This is a genomic window from Halobacillus sp. H74, assembly GCF_052246715.1.
Lineage (GTDB): Bacteria > Bacillota > Bacilli > Bacillales > Halobacillaceae > Halobacillus > Halobacillus litoralis_A.
In genome coordinates this window covers 36,271-58,640 of sequence record NZ_JBQQCI010000010.1, presented here as the reverse complement: position 1 = coordinate 58,640, position 22,370 = coordinate 36,271, and the positions used below count along the sequence as shown (strand labels likewise).

24 protein-coding genes are annotated in these 22,370 nt (G+C 42.4%); 7 read left to right on the top strand and 17 right to left on the bottom strand.

Features of this window, described 5'->3' with window-relative positions:
* Window positions 1–131: 131 nt before the first annotated feature.
* A complete protein-coding gene (locus ACTWPX_RS18575) occupies window positions 132–548 on the bottom strand; it encodes an organic hydroperoxide resistance protein (RefSeq protein WP_128524771.1) in 417 nt (138 codons plus the stop codon).
* A gap of 77 nt (window positions 549–625) precedes the next feature.
* Window positions 626–907 (bottom strand): YkvA family protein, encoded by a 282-nt coding sequence (locus ACTWPX_RS18570; RefSeq protein WP_128524772.1) that lies wholly within the window; start codon window positions 905–907, stop codon window positions 626–628.
* 215 nt (window positions 908–1,122) lie between these two features.
* Here ACTWPX_RS18570 and ACTWPX_RS18565 point away from each other — a divergent pair, with 215 nt between their 5' ends.
* Window positions 1,123–1,674, top strand: a complete 552-nt coding sequence (locus tag ACTWPX_RS18565) for an NADPH-dependent FMN reductase (protein ID WP_443121016.1) — start codon at window positions 1,123–1,125, stop codon at window positions 1,672–1,674.
* 213 nt (window positions 1,675–1,887) lie between these two features.
* On the opposite strand, the gene ACTWPX_RS18560 is transcribed toward ACTWPX_RS18565, so the two are convergent.
* Window positions 1,888–2,514 carry a lytic transglycosylase domain-containing protein gene (locus ACTWPX_RS18560; RefSeq protein ID WP_443121015.1) on the bottom strand — a complete coding sequence of 209 codons (627 nt, stop codon included), beginning with the start codon at window positions 2,512–2,514 and terminating at the stop codon, window positions 1,888–1,890.
* Between the two features lie 576 nt (window positions 2,515–3,090).
* Here ACTWPX_RS18560 and ACTWPX_RS18555 point away from each other — a divergent pair.
* Entirely contained in the window at window positions 3,091–3,291 is a 201-nt protein-coding gene (locus ACTWPX_RS18555; RefSeq protein WP_128524775.1) for a hypothetical protein, read from the top strand.
* A 95-nt stretch (window positions 3,292–3,386) separates the two neighbouring features.
* On the opposite strand, the gene ACTWPX_RS18550 is transcribed toward ACTWPX_RS18555, so the two are convergent.
* The 7 genes from ACTWPX_RS18550 to ACTWPX_RS18520 all read right to left on the bottom strand — a co-directional run bounded on the left by ACTWPX_RS18550 (window position 3,387) and on the right by ACTWPX_RS18520 (window position 10,203).
* On the bottom strand, window positions 3,387–3,833 hold the full coding sequence (locus ACTWPX_RS18550; RefSeq protein ID WP_443121014.1) for a YueI family protein: 447 nt from the start codon (window positions 3,831–3,833) through the stop codon (window positions 3,387–3,389).
* 168 nt (window positions 3,834–4,001) lie between these two features.
* Complete coding sequence (locus ACTWPX_RS18545; RefSeq protein WP_443121013.1) at window positions 4,002–4,883, bottom strand: diacylglycerol/lipid kinase family protein; 882 nt, start codon at window positions 4,881–4,883, stop codon at window positions 4,002–4,004.
* Window positions 4,884–4,985: 102 nt separating this feature from the next.
* Entirely contained in the window at window positions 4,986–5,456 is a 471-nt protein-coding gene (locus ACTWPX_RS18540; RefSeq protein WP_443121012.1) for a GNAT family N-acetyltransferase, read from the bottom strand.
* 14 nt (window positions 5,457–5,470) lie between these two features.
* Window positions 5,471–5,746, bottom strand: coding sequence for a GNAT family N-acetyltransferase (locus ACTWPX_RS18535; protein WP_443121011.1), 276 nt, complete (start codon window positions 5,744–5,746; stop codon window positions 5,471–5,473).
* Window positions 5,747–5,992: 246 nt separating this feature from the next.
* The gene (locus ACTWPX_RS18530) at window positions 5,993–7,435 is read right to left on the bottom strand and encodes a carbon starvation CstA family protein (protein ID WP_443121010.1); all 1,443 of its coding nucleotides are present in this window, start codon (window positions 7,433–7,435) and stop codon (window positions 5,993–5,995) included.
* Window positions 7,436–7,726: 291 nt separating this feature from the next.
* A complete protein-coding gene (locus tag ACTWPX_RS18525; protein WP_443121009.1) occupies window positions 7,727–8,461 on the bottom strand; it encodes a LytR/AlgR family response regulator transcription factor in 735 nt (244 codons plus the stop codon).
* Window positions 8,458–10,203 (bottom strand): LytS/YhcK type 5TM receptor domain-containing protein, encoded by a 1,746-nt coding sequence (locus tag ACTWPX_RS18520; protein WP_443121008.1) that lies wholly within the window; start codon window positions 10,201–10,203, stop codon window positions 8,458–8,460. Before ACTWPX_RS18520 ends, ACTWPX_RS18525 begins: the two co-directional genes overlap by 4 nt.
* Window positions 10,204–10,324: 121 nt before the next feature.
* On the opposite strand from ACTWPX_RS18520, the gene ACTWPX_RS18515 reads away from it, so the two are divergent.
* Window positions 10,325–11,104: a carbon-nitrogen family hydrolase gene (locus ACTWPX_RS18515; protein WP_443121007.1), complete on the top strand. Its 780-nt coding sequence runs from the start codon at window positions 10,325–10,327 to the stop codon at window positions 11,102–11,104.
* Window positions 11,105–11,172: 68 nt separating this feature from the next.
* On the opposite strand, the gene ACTWPX_RS18510 is transcribed toward ACTWPX_RS18515, so the two are convergent.
* Together ACTWPX_RS18510 and ACTWPX_RS18505 are read right to left on the bottom strand one after the other, a co-directional pair.
* Window positions 11,173–12,264, bottom strand: coding sequence for a nitric oxide synthase oxygenase (locus ACTWPX_RS18510; protein ID WP_443121006.1), 1,092 nt, complete (start codon window positions 12,262–12,264; stop codon window positions 11,173–11,175).
* A 68-nt stretch (window positions 12,265–12,332) separates the two neighbouring features.
* On the bottom strand, window positions 12,333–13,664 hold the full coding sequence (locus ACTWPX_RS18505) for a CoA-disulfide reductase (RefSeq protein WP_443121005.1): 1,332 nt from the start codon (window positions 13,662–13,664) through the stop codon (window positions 12,333–12,335).
* A gap of 148 nt (window positions 13,665–13,812) precedes the next feature.
* Between ACTWPX_RS18505 and ACTWPX_RS18500 the strand changes: the two genes are divergently transcribed.
* Window positions 13,813–14,985 carry a pyridoxal phosphate-dependent aminotransferase gene (locus tag ACTWPX_RS18500; protein WP_443121004.1) on the top strand — a complete coding sequence of 391 codons (1,173 nt, stop codon included), beginning with the start codon at window positions 13,813–13,815 and terminating at the stop codon, window positions 14,983–14,985.
* Window positions 14,986–15,097: 112 nt separating this feature from the next.
* Here ACTWPX_RS18500 and ACTWPX_RS18495 read toward each other — a convergent pair whose 3' ends face one another.
* Both ACTWPX_RS18495 and ACTWPX_RS18490 read right to left on the bottom strand, forming a co-directional pair.
* The gene (locus ACTWPX_RS18495; protein WP_443121003.1) at window positions 15,098–16,552 is read right to left on the bottom strand and encodes an aldehyde dehydrogenase family protein; all 1,455 of its coding nucleotides are present in this window, start codon (window positions 16,550–16,552) and stop codon (window positions 15,098–15,100) included.
* Between the two features lie 84 nt (window positions 16,553–16,636).
* On the bottom strand, window positions 16,637–17,080 hold the full coding sequence (locus tag ACTWPX_RS18490; RefSeq protein WP_443121002.1) for a GNAT family N-acetyltransferase: 444 nt from the start codon (window positions 17,078–17,080) through the stop codon (window positions 16,637–16,639).
* 169 nt (window positions 17,081–17,249) lie between these two features.
* On the opposite strand from ACTWPX_RS18490, the gene ACTWPX_RS18485 reads away from it, so the two are divergent.
* Both ACTWPX_RS18485 and ACTWPX_RS18480 read left to right on the top strand, forming a co-directional pair.
* Window positions 17,250–18,617, top strand: coding sequence for a DUF2254 domain-containing protein (locus tag ACTWPX_RS18485; RefSeq protein WP_443121001.1), 1,368 nt, complete (start codon window positions 17,250–17,252; stop codon window positions 18,615–18,617).
* 248 nt (window positions 18,618–18,865) lie between these two features.
* Window positions 18,866–19,747 (top strand): cation diffusion facilitator family transporter, encoded by an 882-nt coding sequence (locus ACTWPX_RS18480; RefSeq protein ID WP_443121000.1) that lies wholly within the window; start codon window positions 18,866–18,868, stop codon window positions 19,745–19,747.
* Between the two features lie 142 nt (window positions 19,748–19,889).
* Here ACTWPX_RS18480 and ACTWPX_RS18475 read toward each other — a convergent pair whose 3' ends face one another.
* Window positions 19,890–20,315 carry a pyridoxamine 5'-phosphate oxidase family protein gene (locus ACTWPX_RS18475; RefSeq protein ID WP_128524791.1) on the bottom strand — a complete coding sequence of 142 codons (426 nt, stop codon included), beginning with the start codon at window positions 20,313–20,315 and terminating at the stop codon, window positions 19,890–19,892.
* Between the two features lie 225 nt (window positions 20,316–20,540).
* On the opposite strand from ACTWPX_RS18475, the gene ACTWPX_RS18470 reads away from it, so the two are divergent.
* A complete protein-coding gene (locus tag ACTWPX_RS18470; RefSeq protein ID WP_443120999.1) occupies window positions 20,541–21,401 on the top strand; it encodes an alpha/beta fold hydrolase in 861 nt (286 codons plus the stop codon).
* 40 nt (window positions 21,402–21,441) lie between these two features.
* Here ACTWPX_RS18470 and ACTWPX_RS18465 read toward each other — a convergent pair whose 3' ends face one another.
* On the bottom strand, window positions 21,442–21,588 hold the full coding sequence (locus ACTWPX_RS18465) for a hypothetical protein (protein WP_164908430.1): 147 nt from the start codon (window positions 21,586–21,588) through the stop codon (window positions 21,442–21,444).
* 65 nt (window positions 21,589–21,653) lie between these two features.
* Window positions 21,654–22,337, bottom strand: coding sequence for a class I SAM-dependent methyltransferase (locus ACTWPX_RS18460; RefSeq protein ID WP_443120998.1), 684 nt, complete (start codon window positions 22,335–22,337; stop codon window positions 21,654–21,656).
* Window positions 22,338–22,370: the final 33 nt, after the last annotated feature.

The following is a 22,370-nucleotide window of genomic DNA, read 5'->3' as shown; positions in this document are numbered from 1 at the left end:
AAGTGTTGAGAACCCTCCGCCTTATAGAAAAATAGAATCTATGAGTCGCCCTACCAACTATTCTGCTCAGAGCAGCTTGCTCCCACACAAAAAATCCCCGGGGAAAAGCTCCCCGGGGATTTACTGGCATTTTATACCGCTTTAGCGTTAATTTCCACATTAATATTGCCACTTGTGGCTTTAGAATATGGACAAACCTTATGGGCTTCATTTGCAAGTTCTTCTGCTTCTTCTTGAGAAACACCTTTCACTTCTACGTTAAGGACAACACCGACTTTGAACCCGTCATCAGATTCATCTTTCAATAAACTTACGTCAGCAGTGATTTCAGATTCAATATCTTTTTTCTGCTTGCTTGCGACTAAATTCAATGCGCCATCATAACAAGCGGAATATCCAGCTGCAAACAACTGCTCAGGGTTCGAGCCTTTTTCATCACCTTCACCTGGCATCGAGAGATTTAAATCAATCAAGCCATCGTCAGATTTAACGTGCCCCTTACGTCCACCTTTAGCAGTTGCATGTGCTGTAAACATTACATTACTCATATCATCACTCCTTAACTATTATTTAAAAAATCATCCACAACATACACATACCTCATCTTGCCGTAGATTAAACCTTTCTATTCATCGTACAGCCGATATTCCTCTTTCAAAGAATCCGGTGCCATCTTCACCATCCATTGCATGATATATGTGAAAACAGCCAAATCATCGACTAAGCCGAGGACAACCAGGAAGTCAGGAATTACATCCCAGGGAAACAATAAGTAACCGAGCAGAAATAAAACGGAAAGCCATTTCTTCTTTGCACTCACTTCTTTTGATTGAAAAAAACGAACGAGGAATGGCACGGATTTTCTTATATTGAATACGAACTTGATTCTTCGCCACAATCTCAGCATGTCATCACTCCCAATCTTCATTATACCTTCCCTGTCCTGCCTCAAAACAGTGCAAACCTCACAATTGCTTATATTTGACGTATACTTTACCATTAAAATAAACGAAATGACTGTGAGGATCTTACACATACTAAGATTACATATACATAGCCCACTTCACCTAAACTTGCATACGATAAAGTAGGTCAAAGAAAACCAAAGGGGAGAAAGTTGTCATGAAGATCCTATTACTTAACGGAACGATCGTCGGGAAAAAAACCCGTACACTCCTTAATGAAATCGAACAATATATACAGCTCTTACCTGATACACATGAAACAAAAATCATCGACTTGGAAAATTATGATCTTCAGTTCGTCGATGGCCGTCCCACTGAAGAATATAACGAGGATATGCAATCCCTGATCGGGGAAATCGAGCGCGCTGATGCGTATGTCATTGCAACTCCGATTTTTCAAGGTTCAATTCCCGGCACTTTGAAAAATGTTTTTGATGCTGTGTCACCCTTAGCTATGAGGTACAAACCCGTATCCATCGTCGCGAATGGGGGCACCCTGCAACATCATTTAGTCATCGAGAATCAGCTCAAACCAATTCTCAATTACTTCCGTTGTATGGTTACTCCTAACTATGTGTACACTCATACTAACCATTTTTCGACTCAAGGAGAACTGATTGATGAAGACGTCCGCAACCGCTTAAAAGAAATGACCATCGTCTTCAATCAATACATGCAGATGAGCAGTCACCTCGAATCAGATAAGTAGAGTACAGAGAAGCGACTTGAGAATCACTCAATAAAATAAGCCTTCCTTCTGTGTCAGAAAAGAAAATCTTATTTAATTTACCTTTCATCCTTCATCTGTATCTGCCCTCAAAACATAAAGGCGATACTTTACAGCTCACTCTGCCACCACCTAGAAGAGCTTTATAAAAAAGAAGAGCCTTACTGACCTTTTCGGTTAAGCAAGGCTCTTTTCTCATGCTTTTCCAAGCACTTTCGTTACATAATTTTGCGTTTCTCTGAATGGAGGGACGCCACCATACTTATCAACGTTACCAGGTCCTGCATTGTAAGCTGCAAGCGCCAACTCAGAGTTTCCGTCATAGCGGTCTAACATCTGTTTTAGATATTTGGTTCCACCCATGAGGTTTTGTTCAGGATCGAAAGGATCTGAAACTCCGAGACCCTGTGCTGTTGCAGGCATGAGCTGCATCAGACCTTGTGCACCTGCATGACTAACTACATCAGAGTCGAAGTTCGATTCCGCTTTAACCACCGAACGTATAAGGTTTTCGTCAACACCGTAGGTTTGAGAGGCTCGTTGAATCAAATCATCAACCTGCCTATCTCCGCCATCCACCTCTGGCAATTCAGCTTTTGGAGTCGTAGAAGTATGTAATGGGGTCTGGCTATGTTTAAAAGCAGGAGTAGCCAAAGATACCGGCTGTGAATTGTTCATGTTCACCGGATGAGACATCGCAGCATCTAAAATACTCTGAAATGTCATGTTCTGCATACCACTTGAAAAGGAATCACCTTTGTCATTTCTTAACATCGACATTGCCTGCATTTGAATCATTAGCTGGAATTTACTGATATCCATTTTCTCCACTCCACAATTATTAGTTATTTAAAGTTTACATGATTCAACCCATTCCGACAATCCAGTATTTCAAAATATTTGAGGGTTTTCCAAAACAATACAAAACTTGAGAAAAAGTCACCTTCAAACTATCAATGATTTGCATTTTCATGCCTCACTTTTCCCAAAGCAGGCACCTACTTGGAAGTGGTATAATATAGATAACAAAAGAGATTCCTCGACATTACTCGTTGTTGATTTGTGCAGGTTGTCCACATTTCAACACATTTTTAATAGAGGAATTCTGGTCTCATTTCGTACATGGGTACTCTCTTTTGTCTCTTACGTCGAATCACCCTACTATTTTTCCCCGCCAGGAAAAATAGCCTGTAGATTTCATGGGATGTCTCCCTCAATGAAAGACATGTACCATACCCCTTTTGATTATTCAAAAGGGGTATTTTTTTATTAGAAATATCATTCTACACCTCTCCCACTCATTCGTCATGAATAAGGACAAGCTGTCAAAATAATTTTATAAAAGATAAATATTCAAATTACTGCCATCATATATTGAAGGTAAAGGGAGGTGGAAGCATGGTGGACTTCAAAGCGGATAACAGAGTGTTCCTTTACTTAGCTGTTCTTGTAGCCGGTTTCGCTCTATATAGCATCGGTGAGGAAGCGGGGAATTTCTTCGATCAGTTTCTGTTCTACGCGGGGTATATTGCAATGATTATTTTTTCTTTCGCCCTCATCATCCTCGGTTTAGCCAGATTTTTGAAACAGTATCAATGAAATCAGAAAAGGCTGCGGATTCGCAGCCTTTTCTCGTTTAACAGGTATATTGGTCTATTCGTTCACAAAGCAAAATCCTTTTATTCCCCATCAGATCATTTGGAAGGTTTAAAAAGCGATTTTAAAAATCCTATTACACCTTCCCCCTCGTCACTTTTCCCTTCACGTTCTTTTTTTGGTTCCACATATATATGTTCTTTTTCTATCGCATAATCAACAGTTAAGATGGCTCCAACGTCTGTGTCGATATCCTGATTGGAAACCGTGGTATGGTGGATATCATTTCGCTCTGCTGCGTCTTTATAAGGGGATAGAAAGCGATAACTGATTTCACCGTTAAGCAATAACTTCCCATCCTTATTTTCTTTCATCCTATCGGTTAATTCATCAAGTCCTGTTTCCTGCATCACTTGAGCTTTTGTCAATAAAAGTACCACTCGTTCACGCAGAGTACCGAGGTACCTCCTGCGCTCAGATGGTTTTGTTTCCTTGCTCCCATAGATCCCCTCTTGCAAATAGTCCTCTATATCTGCTTTTTTCATAAGACCACCTCACTCTGCTGTTTCTATTATTGGCACTTTAACATCAAACATCCACTTATGCTTTGAAAAATTTTCTGCAGTAGATTTTAATTTTTCACTGACACGCCCGGAATCACCATAGGTAATGAAACAGGAAAAGCTGCGGAATGTCCGCAGCTTTTCCTGTTTCTATTTAACAATGACATCAATATGAGAAGGCATAATTTTAAGATTCACAGGCAAATGGTCGCCTTCCTCACCGTCAACGTTTGTCACTAAGTCGTCTTCAGAAGTAAGTTTTACTTCTTGCGCAGTAAAATAGTGAACTTCCGAATCGTTTTTAAGCTCCCCTCTTAGAATGGCCGTTACAATTCCGGCTAGACGAATCATGTTCACTTGAGGAACGATGTAACAATGGATAGCACCATCATCCACTTCAGCCTCAGGAGAAAGTTTTTCAAAACCTCCTGTCGAATTGGTCAAAGCTGCTAAGAACAGGAAAGAATCCCCTTCCCATTTCTCTCCATCATGTTCAATCCTCAAAGGGTAACTGTTGTTAGAGGTCAAGGTTTTCATCCCTTCCATGATGTAGGCTAATGGACCAAACTTTGTCTTTTGTTCTTGAGTTACTTCATACGTAGCTTCTGCTAATGCCCCAGCAGCTACGATATTCACAAAATAACGATCGTTGAAACGGCCGATGTCTACTTTTTTCGAACGGTCTGAACGCAGAACATCGATAGCTTCCTCCACATCCAAAGGAATATTTAAAGCTCTGGCAAAATCATTCACTGTCCCTAATGGAATTATGCCTAATAACGGCCTGTGGTTCTGATCGACCATACCGTTGATTGTTTCGTTGAGCGTACCGTCTCCCCCCAGGGAAACGACAAGATCGAATTCATTATGACAGGCATCCTGACAATAATTCGTTGCATCCAATTCTTTCTCTGTCTGGGCAACTTCCACTTCGTAGCCTTTTTCCTTTAGTATTCGCTGAATTCGTTCCACATGATCAAGTGCTTCTTCCTTTCCGGATGAAGGATTCACAATCACCATAGCCTTCTTCACGTTTACATTCCTCCTCAAGTACCCACTGCTTTCAACCAATCCTTACTGACTTAATTCATTTCAAAGTTGCTTTAACAATTAATTCAAAGGGGTGCTTAGTGATTATGAGTTTTTCTGATATTCATATAAGGTACTTACCGGAATAAATCCAATAGCACGAATGAAGTCATTCACCCGAGGTTGCTGAGCTTTCACCCCGATCTGAATCGACTTCACTTCCTGCTCATCCATCCACGTCAATAAGGCATCAGAAAGTTCTGTGCCTATCCCCTCTCTTCGGTAAAATTCATCGACGAATAATTCGCGGATATATCCATAGACTTTTGCTTCCGATTCCTTATCAATCGTACCAAGAATATAGCCGACAATTCTGCCATCCATATCTGCAAACAGCAATTTTTGCTTCGGATTGCGAGCTAAAAACTGGTCTGCTGCCCAATATTTACGTTCTTTTACACGTTCATTCAATGTTTGTCTTTCTGATTTGCCTGCATCCATCGTATGAAGAAATTCAATGGCGTACCTCGTAAAGTGCATCAGATCTTTTTCTTCAGGTTCGCGGACCTTGACCATGCCATGTCCCCCCTCTATTTCATCCAAACCACATGATATTCCAGGGTATTTTTAATAACATCATGAGCAAAGGAGCATACAGGATCAATTTTTTCTTTATGTTTTCTTGCATGGTTGACGGCATAATCGATGAGATCCTTTCCTAAACCCTGCTTCCGTTCTGAAGGATCCACTTCTGTACTGGTGATGGTCATGACCCCGTTTTGCTCTTCAAACAAAAGCTGTGCTTTAGGTTCATTTTCCTCACCGATGTAAAACTTGCCTTTTTTCTCTTGGATCTTTTGTTCCATGTATAAATCTCTCCTTTCCCTAACAGCATACCCTCTCCCAATGAAGAAAAACACATAACAGATGCAAAAACCCCAGTGCGCTCCTAATAAATTGATCAGTTACTTGAAACACTTTCTTTTTCATTCAAAAAAGCATCCATTGAGAGAGATTCAATGGATGCTTGACTGCCAGCATGTTCAACCGGGAGGGACAACTAGTAGAAGAATGTTCCTGATATTGATTCTTTAATGAAATAGACTCTTTTTTTACGCTGTCGTTTTCAATTCTTCTTCAAGTGGAATATTCCGATCCAATTGACGACGGGCAGCGATGAAGAAAGCTGTCACAATAGCGACGGTGATAATAGCGGCTAAAATATAGGATACGTTCAACGGTAATCCAAAACCTATGGGAGCGTTAATGATATAGGTGAAAGTCGCCATCGTCATGAATGTTGCCGGAATTGCAGCGATGAAATAGTTTTTACGAGATAAGAACAAGTACATCGCACCTACCCAAAGAGCGATCACGGCTGTTGATTGATTTGCCCAGGAGAAGTACCTCCAAAGCAGTGTAAAGTCAACGCGCGTCAAGATGAAAGAGATGACGAACATCGGCAGGGCGATCCAGATACGACTTACGACTTTTCTCTGGGACACTTTCATATAATCAGCAATGATCATCCGAGCACTTCGAAATGCTGTATCTCCAGATGTAATCGGAAGAATGATGACACCAAGAATAGCTAGTGTTCCACCGACTGCTCCAAGCATTGCGACCGATACTTCACTTACAACTGCGGCAGGACCACCACTCGCAAGGATTTCGTTCAGTCCACCAGAACCATTGAAAAGACTCATAGCGGCTGCTGCCCAAATCATTGCGATTACACCTTCTGCAATCATCATGCCGTAAAAGATACGACGTCCTTGTTTTTCTTGTTGGGTTGTCCTTGAGATAATCGGTGTTTGAGTCGCATGGAAACCAGAAAGGGCTCCACATGAAATCGTCAAGAACAATAATGGAAAGATCGGGGCATTATCAGGGTGCATATTCGTGAATGTCAATTCCGGAATCGGTGCTCCTGTCACGACTAAGGATACCCCGACTCCAATCGCACTAATGAGCAGAAGCGCACCAAAGATCGGATAAAAACGCCCGATGATCTTATCGATCGGCAGCATTGTAGCTAATAAATAGTAAGCGAAGATGACAGCAAGAATAACAGGAAGCGCCAACCAGCTGCTCGTCATATTATGAAGCAAGTCTGCAGGTGCAGTGACGAATACCGTCCCGACTAGTATCAATAGAAGAATAGCAAAAGCATTGACGACGTGCTTCATCACTTTCCCGAGAAACTTACCAGCAAGTTCAGGCAAATGGGCACCACGATTACGGATGGAGATCATGCCTGTCAAGTAATCGTGGACGGCTCCAGCGAAAATTGCGCCAAATACAATCCATAAAAAGGCGACAGGTCCATAAAGGGCACCTAATATCGGACCGAATATGGGACCGACCCCTGCAATATTAAGGAGTTGAATCAACGAATTCTTCTTTTCCCCCATCGGCAAATAGTCTACACCATCGCTATGGGTGTATGCTGGAGTTTGGCGTTCTGGATTGAGACCAAACGTTTTCTCTACATATTTTCCATAGGTGAAATAACCTATAATCAATAGTGCAATACTTACTAAAAAAGTTATCATAGTAATTCCTCCCTCACCGTTTTGAAATCGTTTACAAACAATATATCAAGAGAGCGTTTTCATGAGGGTTGTTACTGTCTGACATGTCGTAATATACGTTCAAGATGTGAAAAAAACGGACTGAAAGACAGTCCGGTTTACAGGAGGGCATTGTTGATTCCACGATGAGCGTTCGGTGGTAACGCCTGAGGCTGTGTCCGTGGTAAGCATCCACCGACTAGCGATTAATGGGAAGCAACAGCAAACTTTAATAGCCCCACTAGATTGAGAAGGATTTTTCAGTGGCCACGTTTAAAGTTCTAATTTTTTTCTTAATCCTTTGACATAGTTACGGCTGACTGGAAGCTTCTCATCTGTGCCTTGCAGCTCAAGTTGATAGGCTCCATTGAACCATGGCGTCAATCGGTGAATGTGATCTAAATTGACAAGGAAACTTTTATGGATCCTGAAAAATGAAAAACGATTCAACCGTTCCTCCACCTCTTTCAAAGCTGATTTCGTTTCATACATCTTCGTTTTACCGACAATTTTGGTGACTCTATCTTCTCGAGATACGTACATGATATCATTCGGATTTAAGTAATCAATGGTATCTTCACCTTCTACAGCAAGTTTGGTGGGTTGCGGTACCTGTGGTGGTGAAAATGCTCCCCGGTGCAGTTTTTTCTCTAGTCGTTGGATAGCCTCACCCAACTGTTCTTCATCAAAAGGTTTGAGTAGATAATCAAGTGCTTCATGACGGAATGCTTCCGCCGCAAAATCCGGATAAGCCGTGGCAAAGATAATTTCAGGGATTTTTTTCAGTTCGTGAACAAATCTCGCCACAGCCATTCCATCCATCTTCGGCATTTCCACATCCAAGAAGAGAACATCTGGTTGCAATTGGAGAGTTTTCATGATGGCTTCATCACCTGATCCCGCTTCCCCGATCACTTCTATCTGTTCGTAAGTGTCTAATAAATAGCTCAGTTCTTCTCTGCTGAAACGCTCATCATCGACGATAAGTGCTTTGATTTTCTCTTTCATGCATAGACCTCCTGCTCTGGAAGAGGAAGGAAAAAGGAAATGCATGTTCCATGTCCCTGGTTACTTGTGATGTGTAACTTGGCATCCTCCCCATGCATAAGTTCTAACCGTTTATTAACATTATAAAGGCCAAGGCCTGTACCATTTTCTGAATCGACCGATTGCAAACCGACCTTTTCCAGTCGTTCTGGATCTATTCCTGTTCCATTATCTTCGACCATGATGTGTACTCCTTTGCCTTGTCTGATGATTTTAATCAAAATTGTGGCATCGCCCTGTTGATCTTTGATGCCGTGCTTGATGCAATTTTCAACTAACGGCTGCAACGTCAATGGAGCGATTTTGGCTGAAAGGGCAGCTTCCTCCACTTCATACCGGACATGTAATTGATCGACAAACCGCGTTTCTTCTATGAGTAGATATGCTTTCACATGCTTCAATTCCTCTTTCAATGACGTCCATGTATTCGTCGTCGCCCCGAGGTTTTGTCTGAAGAATCTAGACAGAGCGATTAATAAAGAGCGGGCCCGATCCGGTTCACTTCTAGTCAATGAAACGATCACATTCAACGAATTGAATAAAAAGTGAGGATTCACTTGAGCTTGAAGTGCCTTCACTTCAGCTTCCCTAGCCAACTCCTCTGCTTTTTCAGCTTCTGCAAGCTCTAACTGCTGACTGAGCAAAGCACTTAAACCTTGAATTAATTCCAGCAAAACGTTCGAAACTTCTTTCTCTGAGTGAACATAGAACTTTAAGGTACCAACTACATTCTGCCGTCTTCTCAACGGTACAATGACTGCAGCCCCAAGCGGACAATCCTGATTTTGACAATGGATATCCCCGTGGCGGGCGATTACCCTTTCCCCTTTTTGAATCACTTCTCTTGTCGCATCCGTTTGAATCGGTATTCCGGATTTGTGATGATCGTCTGCCTGCCCCACATGAGCAAGGATTTTTTCTTGATCAGTCATAGAAATTGCACTTACTTGCACTTCATCATAAATAATTTGACAGGCTTGCTGAGCCGACACCTTCGTCAAGCCTTTTCGTAAGTGAGCTACCGTAGACTCTGCTAATTTAAGGGCTTTTTGTGCTTGTAGAGCTCCCGCTTTTTCTTCTTCATTCAACACGTTACGTATAATCAATAAGAAAAGTGCTGAACCTACCCCGTTAGCGACGATCATAGGTAACCCAATTTCTTGTACGAGAGACCAGGCACGTGAAAAAGGGGTGGAAACGAGCATTATGACCCCCATTTGAACGGTTTCGGCTAAAGCGCCGATCAGGAGGGCTGTTTTCAGCTTCAATGGCTGTCCTTTTTTGTGAAAAAAGCCAGCTATGAGACCTGCCACCACTGCAGAAATCCCACAGGCAAAACCTGTGAATCCTCCTAAGGAAAAGCGGTGGAGTCCTGCAATCAATCCTGCCCCGATACCAATCCGGTAGCCTCCAAACAAGCCAGCTGCAACGATTCCGATGACGCGGGAATTCGCAAGCGCTTCTGACTCGCCTAAGTTATATGCCCACCTTCCGAATTCAACTGTAGCCGTATCATAAGTGATGCCTGTATAAGTACCGATAATTCCGAATAACCCAAATACACCGATCGCCGTATACTGTTGTTTATAATTCAGTTTTTTTTGATCGATCAATTCTCGAAAGAATCGGAATCTCGTGATGATGAAAGCCACTGTGACAATGATGCCTAAACGCTCGAGCATCGGGAGAAACAATTCAAACATCGCTTCTCTTCCTCTCCTGCTGAATTTATTCTTATTGTAGCATGCTTGAAAACGTTTCATACAAAGGGGAGGAATCCAGCAGATTTTTTTGATACACTAAGGAAAAACGAGAGGTGATAGGATGACAACTAAAATAGCAATCCTTCAAATGGATATCGCTTTCGGAGATCCTGAAGCTAACCGAGAGAAAGCAACAAAAAAAATCAAAGAAGCTGCGAAAAAAAGCGAGGTCATCTTGTTGCCTGAACTGTGGACGACAGGATATGACCTTTCCCGTTTCAACGAAATTGCAGAAGATATGAATGGTCCGACGCACCAGCTAATCAAAGATTTAGCCCGCCAGTACGGAGTGACCATCGCTGGTTCCATCGCTGAGAATGATGAGGGTCAATATTACAATACATTTGTAGCCTACAATGCAACTGGAGAAAGAATCTTGAAATATCGTAAGGCTCATTTGTTCCGCCTGATGAATGAAGAGAAACACCTTTTTTCCGGAAATCAGAAAGGTAGTTTCACCCTTGAAAATGTCCCTGTTGCTGGAGTGATCTGTTATGATATCCGGTTCCCCGAATGGATGCGCACCCACATGTTGAATGGCTCACGCGGGTTATTCGTCGTTGCCGAATGGCCAAAGCCAAGAGTCGATCATTGGCGCAACTTATTAATCAGCCGTGCTATTGAAAATCAATGCTTTGTAATCGCCTGCAACCGGGTCGGCGCAGACCCAAACAATACCTTCGGTGGCCATTCCATTGTCGTGGACCCATGGGGGAACGTAGTTGCTGAAGGTGGGGAGAATGAAGAAATTCTTTACGCGGAGATCGACTTCTCAGCGGTAGAGTCCATTCGTGAACAAATCCCGATTTTTCAGGACCGCCGACCAGACTTGTATGAATAAACAAATGGGCCGGTGCTTTTTACTGGACGCTTCAAATCTTTTAGAACCAAAAACCTTCAGGCCATCATTTAGCCTGAAGGTTTTTCTGCATATGCTGCATCCTGATAAAAATAGTTCGGTGTATCCATCCGATCTTCATATGACGAATGAAAGATAGGAGTGGAAGCCGGGGATATCGGTGGGATCAGCCATGTCCAATCCCCTGTAGCCTGTCGACCACACGCATGCTCTTTTTTCTCAAACAATTGAAATTGCTGAGCAGCGGTATGATGATCGACCATGCTCACTTTATCCATTTTATAAGAATGAAGAACTGCTTGATTCAACTCCAGCAGAGCCCGATCTTTCCAGAGCGTTGTATTACGCTTCGTATCCAGCCCCATTCCCTCTGCTACAACAGGTAAAAGGTTATAGCGGAATTCATCGGCTAAGTTTCTCGCGCCTATTTCTGTCTCCATATACCATCCGTTGAAAGGTGCGGCAGTATAATCAATTCCACCAATTTCTAAGCGCATATCCGAAATGATTGGAACGGCGTACCACTTTATTCCTAAATCCTCAAACCACTTGTATTCCGGGTGACGAAGTGGAACTTCCTTCACTTTATCAGCGGGTATATCAAACCAATTCGGCGGGCGGTCATCTACCTGTATGACAAGGGGCAGGACATCAAACGCCCCACCCTTTCCTTTCCACCCAAGTTGCTGGCACTTTTTTGTGAATGCAATTGAATCAGGGTCACCTATGATTGTATCGTTCACTTCATAACCTGCATACCTGACAAGCTGATGGTTCCATAATCGAATTTCCTTGGCCTTTGTGCTCTGCCTGAATATCGTAATAGTTGAACGGACCCGTCCATTGTTCGTGGCATAATCCAAGTGATCGTATAATGCCTCACATATCTCTTCTTCAGTTTTCAAATGACGGGCATCAAAAACTTTAAGACTATTCCAGAACAATCGACCGATGCAGCGGTTGCTATTTCTCCAAGCTGCTTTCGCTCCATATTCCAACTCATCAAATGTATGTTCATAAGTCCCTGTGTCTTGAATTTCTCTCTCTATAGTTTTCATTCTCTGCTCCACTTTCAGCAGGTCAGACTCTCGATAGTATTGGCGGATGAACGCTTCTGCATTTCTATATAATTCGGTATCCAAAACATGACGCCTCCTGTACGTTGCTCTACCAATGGTATCACAAATCAGGTGCCCCTAATATAAAGAGGTTATTCCGCCCTTCTCGAAGCCTGCTGTAGAGGGTCCCAGACACTGTTATATGGGGGAGCATAAGACAAATCAAGGTCCTGTAGACCTTCCACCGTCATGTTATGAAAGAGTGCCGTCGCTAATACGTCAATCCTTTTATCTGTGCCTTCACCTCCAATAATCTGTCCTCCCAGCAGCTGGCGAGAATCCGGATGATAAACCAGTTTCAGTGTCATTGGATTTTTTTTAGAGTAGTACCCGGCTGCGTGGGTTGAATCAAGAGATACCGTCTTGTATGGAAGGTTTTCCAGTTTTGCTTCTCTCTCTGAAAGCCCTGTCCGTGCAAGGGTCAAATCGAAGAATTTCAAAATCGAAGTCCCCACTACACCTTGAAAAGCCTTTTTTTGGTTTATCATATTCAGTCCTGCAATTTGCCCTTGTTTATTGGCATGCGTACCAAGTGGAATATAATCTCCTTTTTGTTTGATTCGATGATACTGGATCGCACAATCCCCCGCCGCATAAATATCCATAATGCTTGTTTCCATGAAAGCATTTACTTCGATGGCATCTTTAAGACCCTTGTAAATTCCTGTTCCCTCCAGAAATGCGGAATTAGGAGTGACTCCTACGGCTGCTAAGACCAGGTCGGTCGTATATACACCTTTGTCTGTCACGACCCTTTCAACCTGTTCCTCGCCTCTGAAGACTTCTACAGACTCTCCCAAATGTAGCTCGATTCCATTTCTTTTTGCTTCTTCGTGGACGAGTTCCCCCATCTCTTCATCGAAAATTTTTGCCAATTGTGGACCACGGTCGATGATCCGGACTTTTTTTCCGAGAGATGCGAAGCTCTCAGCCATTTCTAATCCGATATAGCCCCCGCCAATAATTGTGACCTGCTTTACCTCATGAGTGGTCTCTTTCATGATTCGTTCAATATCAGGAATAGTTTTTAAAGAATGAATTCCCTCCAAATGACGTCCTTCCCATGGTGGGACGACCGGAGACGCTCCAGTTGCAATTAGTAGACGATCATATTTTTCTTCAAATGATTCCCCTGTCTCCTGTTTGTTTCCATAAACGATTTTATGGTCGCAATCCACCTTCGTTACCGTATGAAGTGTTCTTACATCAATCCCATATTTAGACCGGAACCTCTCTGGTGTGCGCGCAATCAGATCCTCGGTCGCTTCTACGTCTCCACTCAATACATAAGGTAAGCCACATTGACCGTATGAGGTGATTTCCCCTTTCTCGAACACCACAATTTCATGCTCCTGGCTATTCCTGACGATTTGCATCGCTGCACTCATACCTGCAGCGTCACCGCCTATAATGATATATCTCATAAAATCACTCCTTCTAAGTGCACATCTTTATTCCTGTTTAACTTAATCTTCTATGCTTGTATTATTCCCACTCGAACATTCAGCATGTTACACTATCGGTAATATCTTTTTGTTTGATTATTTAAAAAACACTTCTGAGGTGATCGCTATGAAACAGTTTCCGCAATCGAAAGCATTACAACGTCTTCCTGATCAATTCTTTGCAACACTCGTCAATAAATTAAATGCATTTGAAACTAAAGGTCATGATGTATTGAATTTGGGGCAAGGAAACCCGGATCAACCGACTCCCGGGCACATTGTAAAATCCTTACAAGAAGCAGCTGAAAAGCCTGTTTACCACAAGTACCCTCCCTTCCACGGATTCGATTTCCTTAAAAAATCCGTTGCAGAATACTACAAAAATGAATACGATGTCGACCTCGATCCTAATACAGAGGTCGCCATCATGCCAGGGAGTAAAACAGGGCTCGTGGAATTAAGCCAATGCTTGCTGGACCCAGGTGATGTGGCTCTCGTTCCAGATCCTGGTTATCCGGATTATTGGTCTGGCATAGAAATGGTCGGGGCAACAATGAAATCCATGCCTTTACTAGCAGAAAATCAATTTCTTCCAGACTATGATCAGATTGATGAGGATACTTGGAACAAAGCGAAAATGATGTTTCTTAATTACCCGAATAATCCAACCGGGGCCGTAGCTGATGCCTCTTTTTTCGAGAAAACTATTGCTGAAGCGGACAAACATGATGTATGTGTCGTCCATGATTTCGCATACGGTGCCATCGGATTTGATGGGGAAAAACCGTTGAGCTTCATGCAGATGGAAGGGGCAAAAGAGGTTGGTGTAGAGGTCTATACAATGTCTAAAACCTATAACATGGCAGGATGGCGCATGGCCTTTGTCGTTGGTAACCCTAGTGTCATCAATGCCCTTGAACTGATCCAGGATCACTATTTCTGCAGCATTTTCGGAGCCCTTCAAGAAGCATCTTCAACAGCTTTGCTCAGTTCTCAGAAATGTGTAAAAGACTTAAGAGATACTTATGAAACACGACGCGATCTCCTCGTTGGTGGGTTAGAGGCAGCCGGTTATAACGTGCAGCCATGTAAAGGTTCCTTTTTCGTCTGGTTGAAAGTACCTGAAGGCTATACTTCACAAAAGTTTGCAGATGACCTCCTTGAAAGTACCGGTCTTTTTGTTGCCCCAGGAATCGGCTTCGGTGATCATGGTGAAGGTTATGTACGAATCGGACTGAATAATTCAAATGAAACTCTGGAAGATGCCGTTGAGCGTTTTAAACAGTTTGCCAATTCCTAAAATTCCCCCCTGCATGCAGATGGCAAAGATAAAAGAAGTTCAGTTAAGGAGTACAAGTCCCCTTGTACTCCAAACCGAACTACTCATTGCAATTACTCTTAGTTTTCAGCATTTAAAACGGGAATTCCCGATAACCGTTCATGACTCCGATCCATTTGACCGTCGTGAATTTATCCAATGCCCATTCGCCGCCAAACCGGCCAGTGCCTGATTCTTTTTCTCCTCCAAAAGCCACGTGCGCTTCATCATTTACTGATTGATCATTAATGTGAATCATACCTGTTTCCACACGCTTCGCAACTTCCACTCCTCTGTGTACATTGCGGGTGAACACTGATCCGCTTAAACCATAAGGCGTTCCATTCGCAACCTTTATCGCTTCTTCTTCTGAAGAGACTTTAATAATGGAAGATACAGGACCGAACATTTCCTTTTCAGCGACAGGCATATCGTTCGTAACCCCTGTCAAAACAGTGGGTTGAAAGACACTGCCATCCGCTTTGCCTCCTGTGAGCACTTCTGCTCCCTGCTCGATACTAGCATTGAGGTCTGCCTGGATTCTTTCCACTGCACCGCTATTAATGAGTGGACCAATAACTGTATCCCTTTCAGATGGATCTCCAACTTTCAAACTCTCGACCTTTTCTTTGAATCTTTCGATAAAAACATCATGGATACTTTCATCAACAATAATCCGATTCAATGACATACAAATCTGTCCCTGGTGCAAATACTTTCCAAAAGTAGCTGCATTGACGGCTTTGTCAATATCGGCATCGTCCAGAACAATCATCGCATTGTTTCCACCAAGTTCTAGAGCAGTGTCCTTAATATATTTCCCTGCTAATTCTCCAATATGACTCCCGACTTCTGTAGAACCAGTGAAAGAAATCAACTTAGCTGCTGGATGGGTAACAAAAGTATCCCCGATTTCAGAACCTCGACCTACGACGACATTAAGGACCCCCTGAAGGAATCCTGCTTCTTCAAAAAGATCCGCAATCAATAAACCAGAAGTAACCGGGGTCTCAGAAGCAGGCTTAACTACGACGGTATTTCCCGTGGCAATTGCTGGAGCAATCGATCTCATCGCCAGGTGAAACGGGAAGTTCCATGGGCCAATCACACCAATGACTCCTTTAGGTGAACGGTATACTCTATTTTCTTTTCCTGGTGTATTCGATGGCAGAATTTGCCCTGTCATCCTTGTCGGGAAACTGGAAGCCTCCCGGATGATTCCGGCAGCCGCTTGAAATTCCACTTCTGCTTTTATGAGTGTACTTCCTGCCTCTTTTACTAACCAATCAATGATTTCTTCTTTCCGTTCATTTACAACTTTGAGCAATTGATCAAAATAGTCTTGTTTTTGTGCCGGGGATATTTCCATCCAGAATTTCTGAGCTTCTTCCGCTGCCCCATACGCTTCATTCAAATCATCTTCATTTGCTGAAGGAATGGACACAATCGCCTGCTGCGTATATGGATTGACATTGTCTACATACTTCTCACTTGAACCACTCTTCCATTGGCCGTTGATATATTGTTTAGTAAATGTCTTAGGACTCATAAATTCATACCTCCATTGGATACTGCTTACAGAGTTATGATTCCCCTTATTGTATAGTGCAAAACAAGGGGCGAAATCAAAGATTTATATTTTCATCAACATGTCCACATGGGGAATGTCATCTTCCAAATACACCTCTGACACTTCTTCAAAACCGAAAGATCCATAGAAATTCCGTAAATGTTCTTGGCCATGCAGCCAGATATGATCTACTTCCAAATCTTTTTTCAAGAAATCAATAGCACGGTTCATTATCTCTGTCGCATAACCTTCCCCACGGCTTCCTTGTGTAACTAATACTCTACCAATACTATGGTACACCTGACCTTCATGTGGAGGTACGATACGGCAATAAGCGATCATCTGCTCCTCTTGTTCCAACCAAATATGTAAACTGTCTTCGTCCCGTCCATCCACCTCTGGGTATGGGCAGTTCTGCTCTACCACAAACACAGCTACTCTTACCATCAATATTTTGTATAATTCCTCCTTCGTCAATTCATCAAACCGCTTGCGCACCCAATTCATCCTCATCACCTTTTCCTTTCATACGTTATTACAAATATACTAAACCCTTTTAATATTGACAAAATAAAGAGATTTATTTCAACACATATTTTTCGTTTGAAAGTATAGCGGGGAGGGGAAGATATGGTTACAGCCTATCACCGTCGAAAGGAGGAGAGCTATTATATTTATGAACTTATTACCACCATCAGTAAAAAAGTATTTTCAGATGTCCAAACGTCAACGGAAACATGAAGTACAGATGACTTTATGGTACATGCCTTTTTATTACATTTTGTTGGCTGTTTTATTCGTTGCTGTGACACTGGTCCTTGACTTAGTTTTGGAAATCAACCAATATACGTATCAATTCTTTCAAGTCAATGCAGAAATAACCAGAATACTAGTCAGCACTTTAATCGGAGGCATCTTGACACTTAGTGCCTTCACATTAAACTCCTTGCTTGTCGTGCTTACCACATTCAGTGGCCAGTTCTCCCCCCGGATGCTGCTTAACTTTGTAGCAGACAAGCGTACACAACACGCCCTTGGAGTATTTAATGGGAATTTTGTATATGTTCTTTTAGTATTTCTTTTCATAGGAAATACAGAGCGTGAAACCTATGTTGCCGTTCCCATTGCAACAATATTCTTAGCATTCACATCTGCAGTCACATTCATCTACTTTATCAATCATGCAACCACTTGGATGCAGGTCCATAACATCACCGACACGATGAAAAAATCGTCCGAAAAAATCATTAACCAAACCTTACGCAGGGATTTGGAACAATACCGCACCAAAGAACCCGGTGATCTATTGGAAGAAGAAAGAAAGAAAGCGATAAGTATAAAGGCGAAACGTTCCGGCTATATCCAATTAGTGGACTATCGGAGTATGATTGCTGAGGCTCGAAAGGATAACATCCTTATTCAATTCCATTCTCAAATTGGAGATTATATCCTTAAAGAAAACCAGTTGCTCAGCTATTGGGGGCCAGGCTCTGAAAACATCGATGAGGAAAAGTATTGGAAGATGATCAATATCGGTCATAAAGAAACGGAATTGCAGGATATCCAAATGGGTATGCATAAGCTCGCAGAAATAGCGATCAAGTCATTGGGAAATGATGACCCAAAGTCCGCAATCAACACGCTTCACCAAATGGCAGAATTGATGCTCACTGTTGAGGATTACATTACTTTCACACCTTATTTGATGGATAAAGAGGAACAGGTGAGAGTTATACTACTGAATGAGTCCTTCGCTTCCTACGTATATCGTGGCTTTGGCTATATTCGACACTATGCACGTGATAATCATTTGATCATCACTGAAATGGTTGATGCTCTTGCGTTGGTTGCTGAATCTATCGACGAATCCAAACATCAGATGCTTTGGGAATTTGCATGCCATACCCTGGATCACATTGAAACTAAAGTCATCTATGAACTCGACAAAACCTTCCTGCTTGAAGCCGTTGAACGTCTGGCGGACATCACAGGTCACCAGCTCGACTACTATGCTATTCATCGACGCTTCTATCCTTTAAGTTGATGGGTATGTAATCAAACAGAAACCGTAAACGTCCAGCCAATCAGGCTGGGCGTTTTCTAACTTACGGGCTGTATCCTGTTATGAATGAAATGCTCCCCCTCTACATAATTGACCATGTGCTCCTCTCTCTGGAATCAGGTGGTGCTAATATGGAAAGCCTAGGAAAATCAAGATCATTGACAAATGTTCCATCATTTCATAAATTAAATATATGCACATATGCTCATACATTATGAGGAGGTGTAAAAATGAGCCATCATCACCACCATCATGTCGATTCAACTACCGGAAAAATTAAAACCGCTTTTTTCTTGAACTTCGCTTTCACGATCATTGAATTGATTGGCGGTATTCTAACAAACAGCATGGCTATCTTATCAGATGCTTTGCATGATTTAGGGGACTCGTTATCACTTGGTTTAGCTTGGTTCTTACAAAAATTTTCTAATAAAGATCATTCTCCGCAATTTTCTTTCGGGTACAGGCGCTTTTCATTGCTTGCTGCTTTAATCAACAGTGTCGTTTTGATTGTCGGATCTGTTTTCATTTTGACAGAAGCTGTACCCAGGTTATTGAATCCGGAACAACCGAACGCCGCAGGGATGATTCTCTTATCCCTATTGGGTATCGTCGTCAATGGTGCCGCGGTTTTCAAGCTTAGAGGCGGGGATTCAATGAACCAAAAAGTGATGACATGGCATATGTTGGAGGATGTCCTTGGATGGTTGGCTGTCCTTATAGTCAGTGTAATCATGTTTTTTACAGACCTGCCAATTCTTGACCCTATAGCTTCTATAGGAATTACGCTTTTCATCCTTTACAATGTTATCAAAAACCTTATCCAGACGATGCGGCTCTTTTTAGAAGGTGTCCCGAACCATATCGACTTGGATGACCTTATTACAGAAATAAACAAGATCCAGCACGTCAACTCCACTCACCATACCCATTTATGGTCTATGGACGGAGAAAACCATGCGTTTTCCACTCATATTGTTGTACCCGCTGCCACCACTAAGCAGGAGGTTTGCAACGTGAAAGAACAAGCGAAAGAAATCCTTGGCCCGATTAAATTGGAGCATGTCACTATCGAAATCGAATACGAAGATGAATCATGTTCCCTTTCCTAGCACGAAAGTGGAACCGGCCCCCGAAAAGCATAAGCACACCTTTGAAGTGACGGGAGTTTTCGCCACAGCAAAAGGCTTGCTTATGACCTCGAGGAGTTCTCAAGACCAAAGAAGGGGTTAGCAATCTGCTAACCCCTTCTTCTTATAAATCTAAGGTTTCTGGTGTATCTCCATCAGCATTCATCAAACGGATATTTTCCGGCATGACCTCAAGAACGATGTAGTCCGGGTCTCCTTTTCCAGTAAACCAGCGTTCCATTCGCTCAGACCAAAGCCAATCTTTGATTTTTTGATCATCTCGAATTTTGGCTTGTCCTTCGACTTCCAAATAGCTGTCTCCGTACCCATCCCCTTCATAACCGATAAGGATATGGACATGAGGATTCGCTTCAATTTCTTCCGCTTTATGTGTTTCTTTATTGGTTGGCGTGTAGAAAGTAAATTCATCATCATTGAAAAACGTCATGAAGCGAGAATGTGGCTTCTGATCTTTGACAGTCGCAAGCGTTCCTACAGTGTGTTGATCCATGATGTTGTAAATTTTCTTTTTCAATTGTTCTTGATTCAAAGGGAAGCTCCTTTCTGTAATCCTTGTTATTCAGTACAGTTTCAGTTTTCCCTGAAAGAACAGAGATAAACCAACAGATGGGTCGAAAACATGCTCTAAGGCATCAAGGGTATGCTATAGTGTATAGTCATCACTTTGTCATTCTTTTTTCCCATAACCTGTTTTTCCGGCTATGTTATTCTTTTACACTAGAACAAGGATTTATAATTCTCAGGAGGAACACCAATGATTACAGCAAATAAATCGATAATGAAATGGCTCTCTCTTCTGGTAGGTTCCATTCTAATCGGGTTGATTTTCTTTATGATCAATTCCAAATCGAGCAGCTCAGAACCTATTGATCAAGAGGATATGACCCCGACCCTCTTTATCCATGGATACAAAGGAGGTCCTAGAAGCTTCCAAACGATGATTGACCGGATGCAAAGCCTGGAATGGGGGAAAAAGCAGATGGTTATTTATGTAGCATCAGACGGCGACCTAACCATTCAAGGTGGCATCCAACAATCCAGAACCCCATTCATTCAAGTGTTGTTTGAGAACAACCGGGCCAGCATTAATAGCCAAACGCATTGGCTTGAAGGTATCATGCAGCGGTTGAAATATGACTACGAAATCCAGCAAGTAAATATCATCGGACATTCAATGGGTGGATTAATATCTGCCAATTACCTCTTGAACGCTCAAGAATTCACAGCTCCTAAAGTCGAAAAACTGGCCGTTATCGCAAGCCCGTTCAAAGGCATTAGAAAAGAAGGATATTTTAAATCAAACTATGGAGAGGCAACCACAGACTTACAGCCAGAATCAGAAGCATTAATACAGATGGTTGAAAAAAAGAACCAATTTCCTCCCCATGTTGATGTACTGGCCATAGCAGGAATCATCAACAAAGAAGCCCCAGAACAACTCCATTGGGATGGACTCGTCCACGCATCAAGTGTAAAAGGATTACAGGATATTGTCCCATTCGGCCAATATCAAGAAGAAATGGTTTATAACAAGCAAGCATCACATTCAGGGCTCCATGAGCTAGCTGAAGTAGACCTTCTGCTCGGTAAATTTCTTTGGGAACAGCAAAACTAAATAAAAGGAACCGGGACCTACTCAAAGGGCCCGGTTCCTTTTATTTTCTATGCAGCACTTCATAGAACTCTACGAACGCTTGAAAGATGGAAATAGACTGAAAGACCATCAAACCCAATGCAGTCAGCGAGAAAAATCCGATAAACACGAACCGAATGGACAAGAATGTTTGGACCCATGCCATCACATTCACCCTCCTCATGTTTGAATTTATGAGAAGGTCTTTAAAATCATACAGCCTTTTTCACTCCGTCATTCTTTTTTCTCGAATATGAATAACCACATAAATGTCAGAGCCTGTTTCATTTCTTCATCAAGTGTATGTATATGGGTTTCTTCTACCCCCCGCTTATAGACTCCTTGACCGTCAATACACTTCCACCCTGTTTCCTCTGCCATTTTTCTTAATTCCCAGGGCATCATCGTATTACAGATCACCTTTTCCCCATAAAGCCTACGGTAACTGTTGATCCTCGGCATAGCTGTCGGCCCCAGCAAACCGATACATAGACGGCCGCCGGGCTTTAAGATCCTCTTTATTTCTTCCAGTCCTTTGTAGGGGGTTTCAATCCATTCCAGTGAATTGATGGCCATGGCTCCATCGAATTGCTCTGATTGGAATGGTAAATCCGTCAAATCCCCCTGAGCAAACGATAAACCTTCTTTCTGGATACGTGAGTTCGCCCGTTCAATCATATCCTTTGATAGGTCTACCCCCGTAACTTCAAACCCTTCCTGAAAGAGAAGATAGGATCCGAAGCCATCCCCACACCCTAAATCAGCGATAGACCCTTTCCCTACATGTTGTTTTAAAAAAGGAACGATTGTACTTCGGCTTCCTTCTTCCCACATCACCCGACTTTTCGAGCTCCACATTTCTGAACGATCATCCCATTGTTTTTCCGCTTCTTCATGCCAATTAAATTCGCTTCCCATCCTCTAATCCCCCTTCATATTATCTTTCATCAC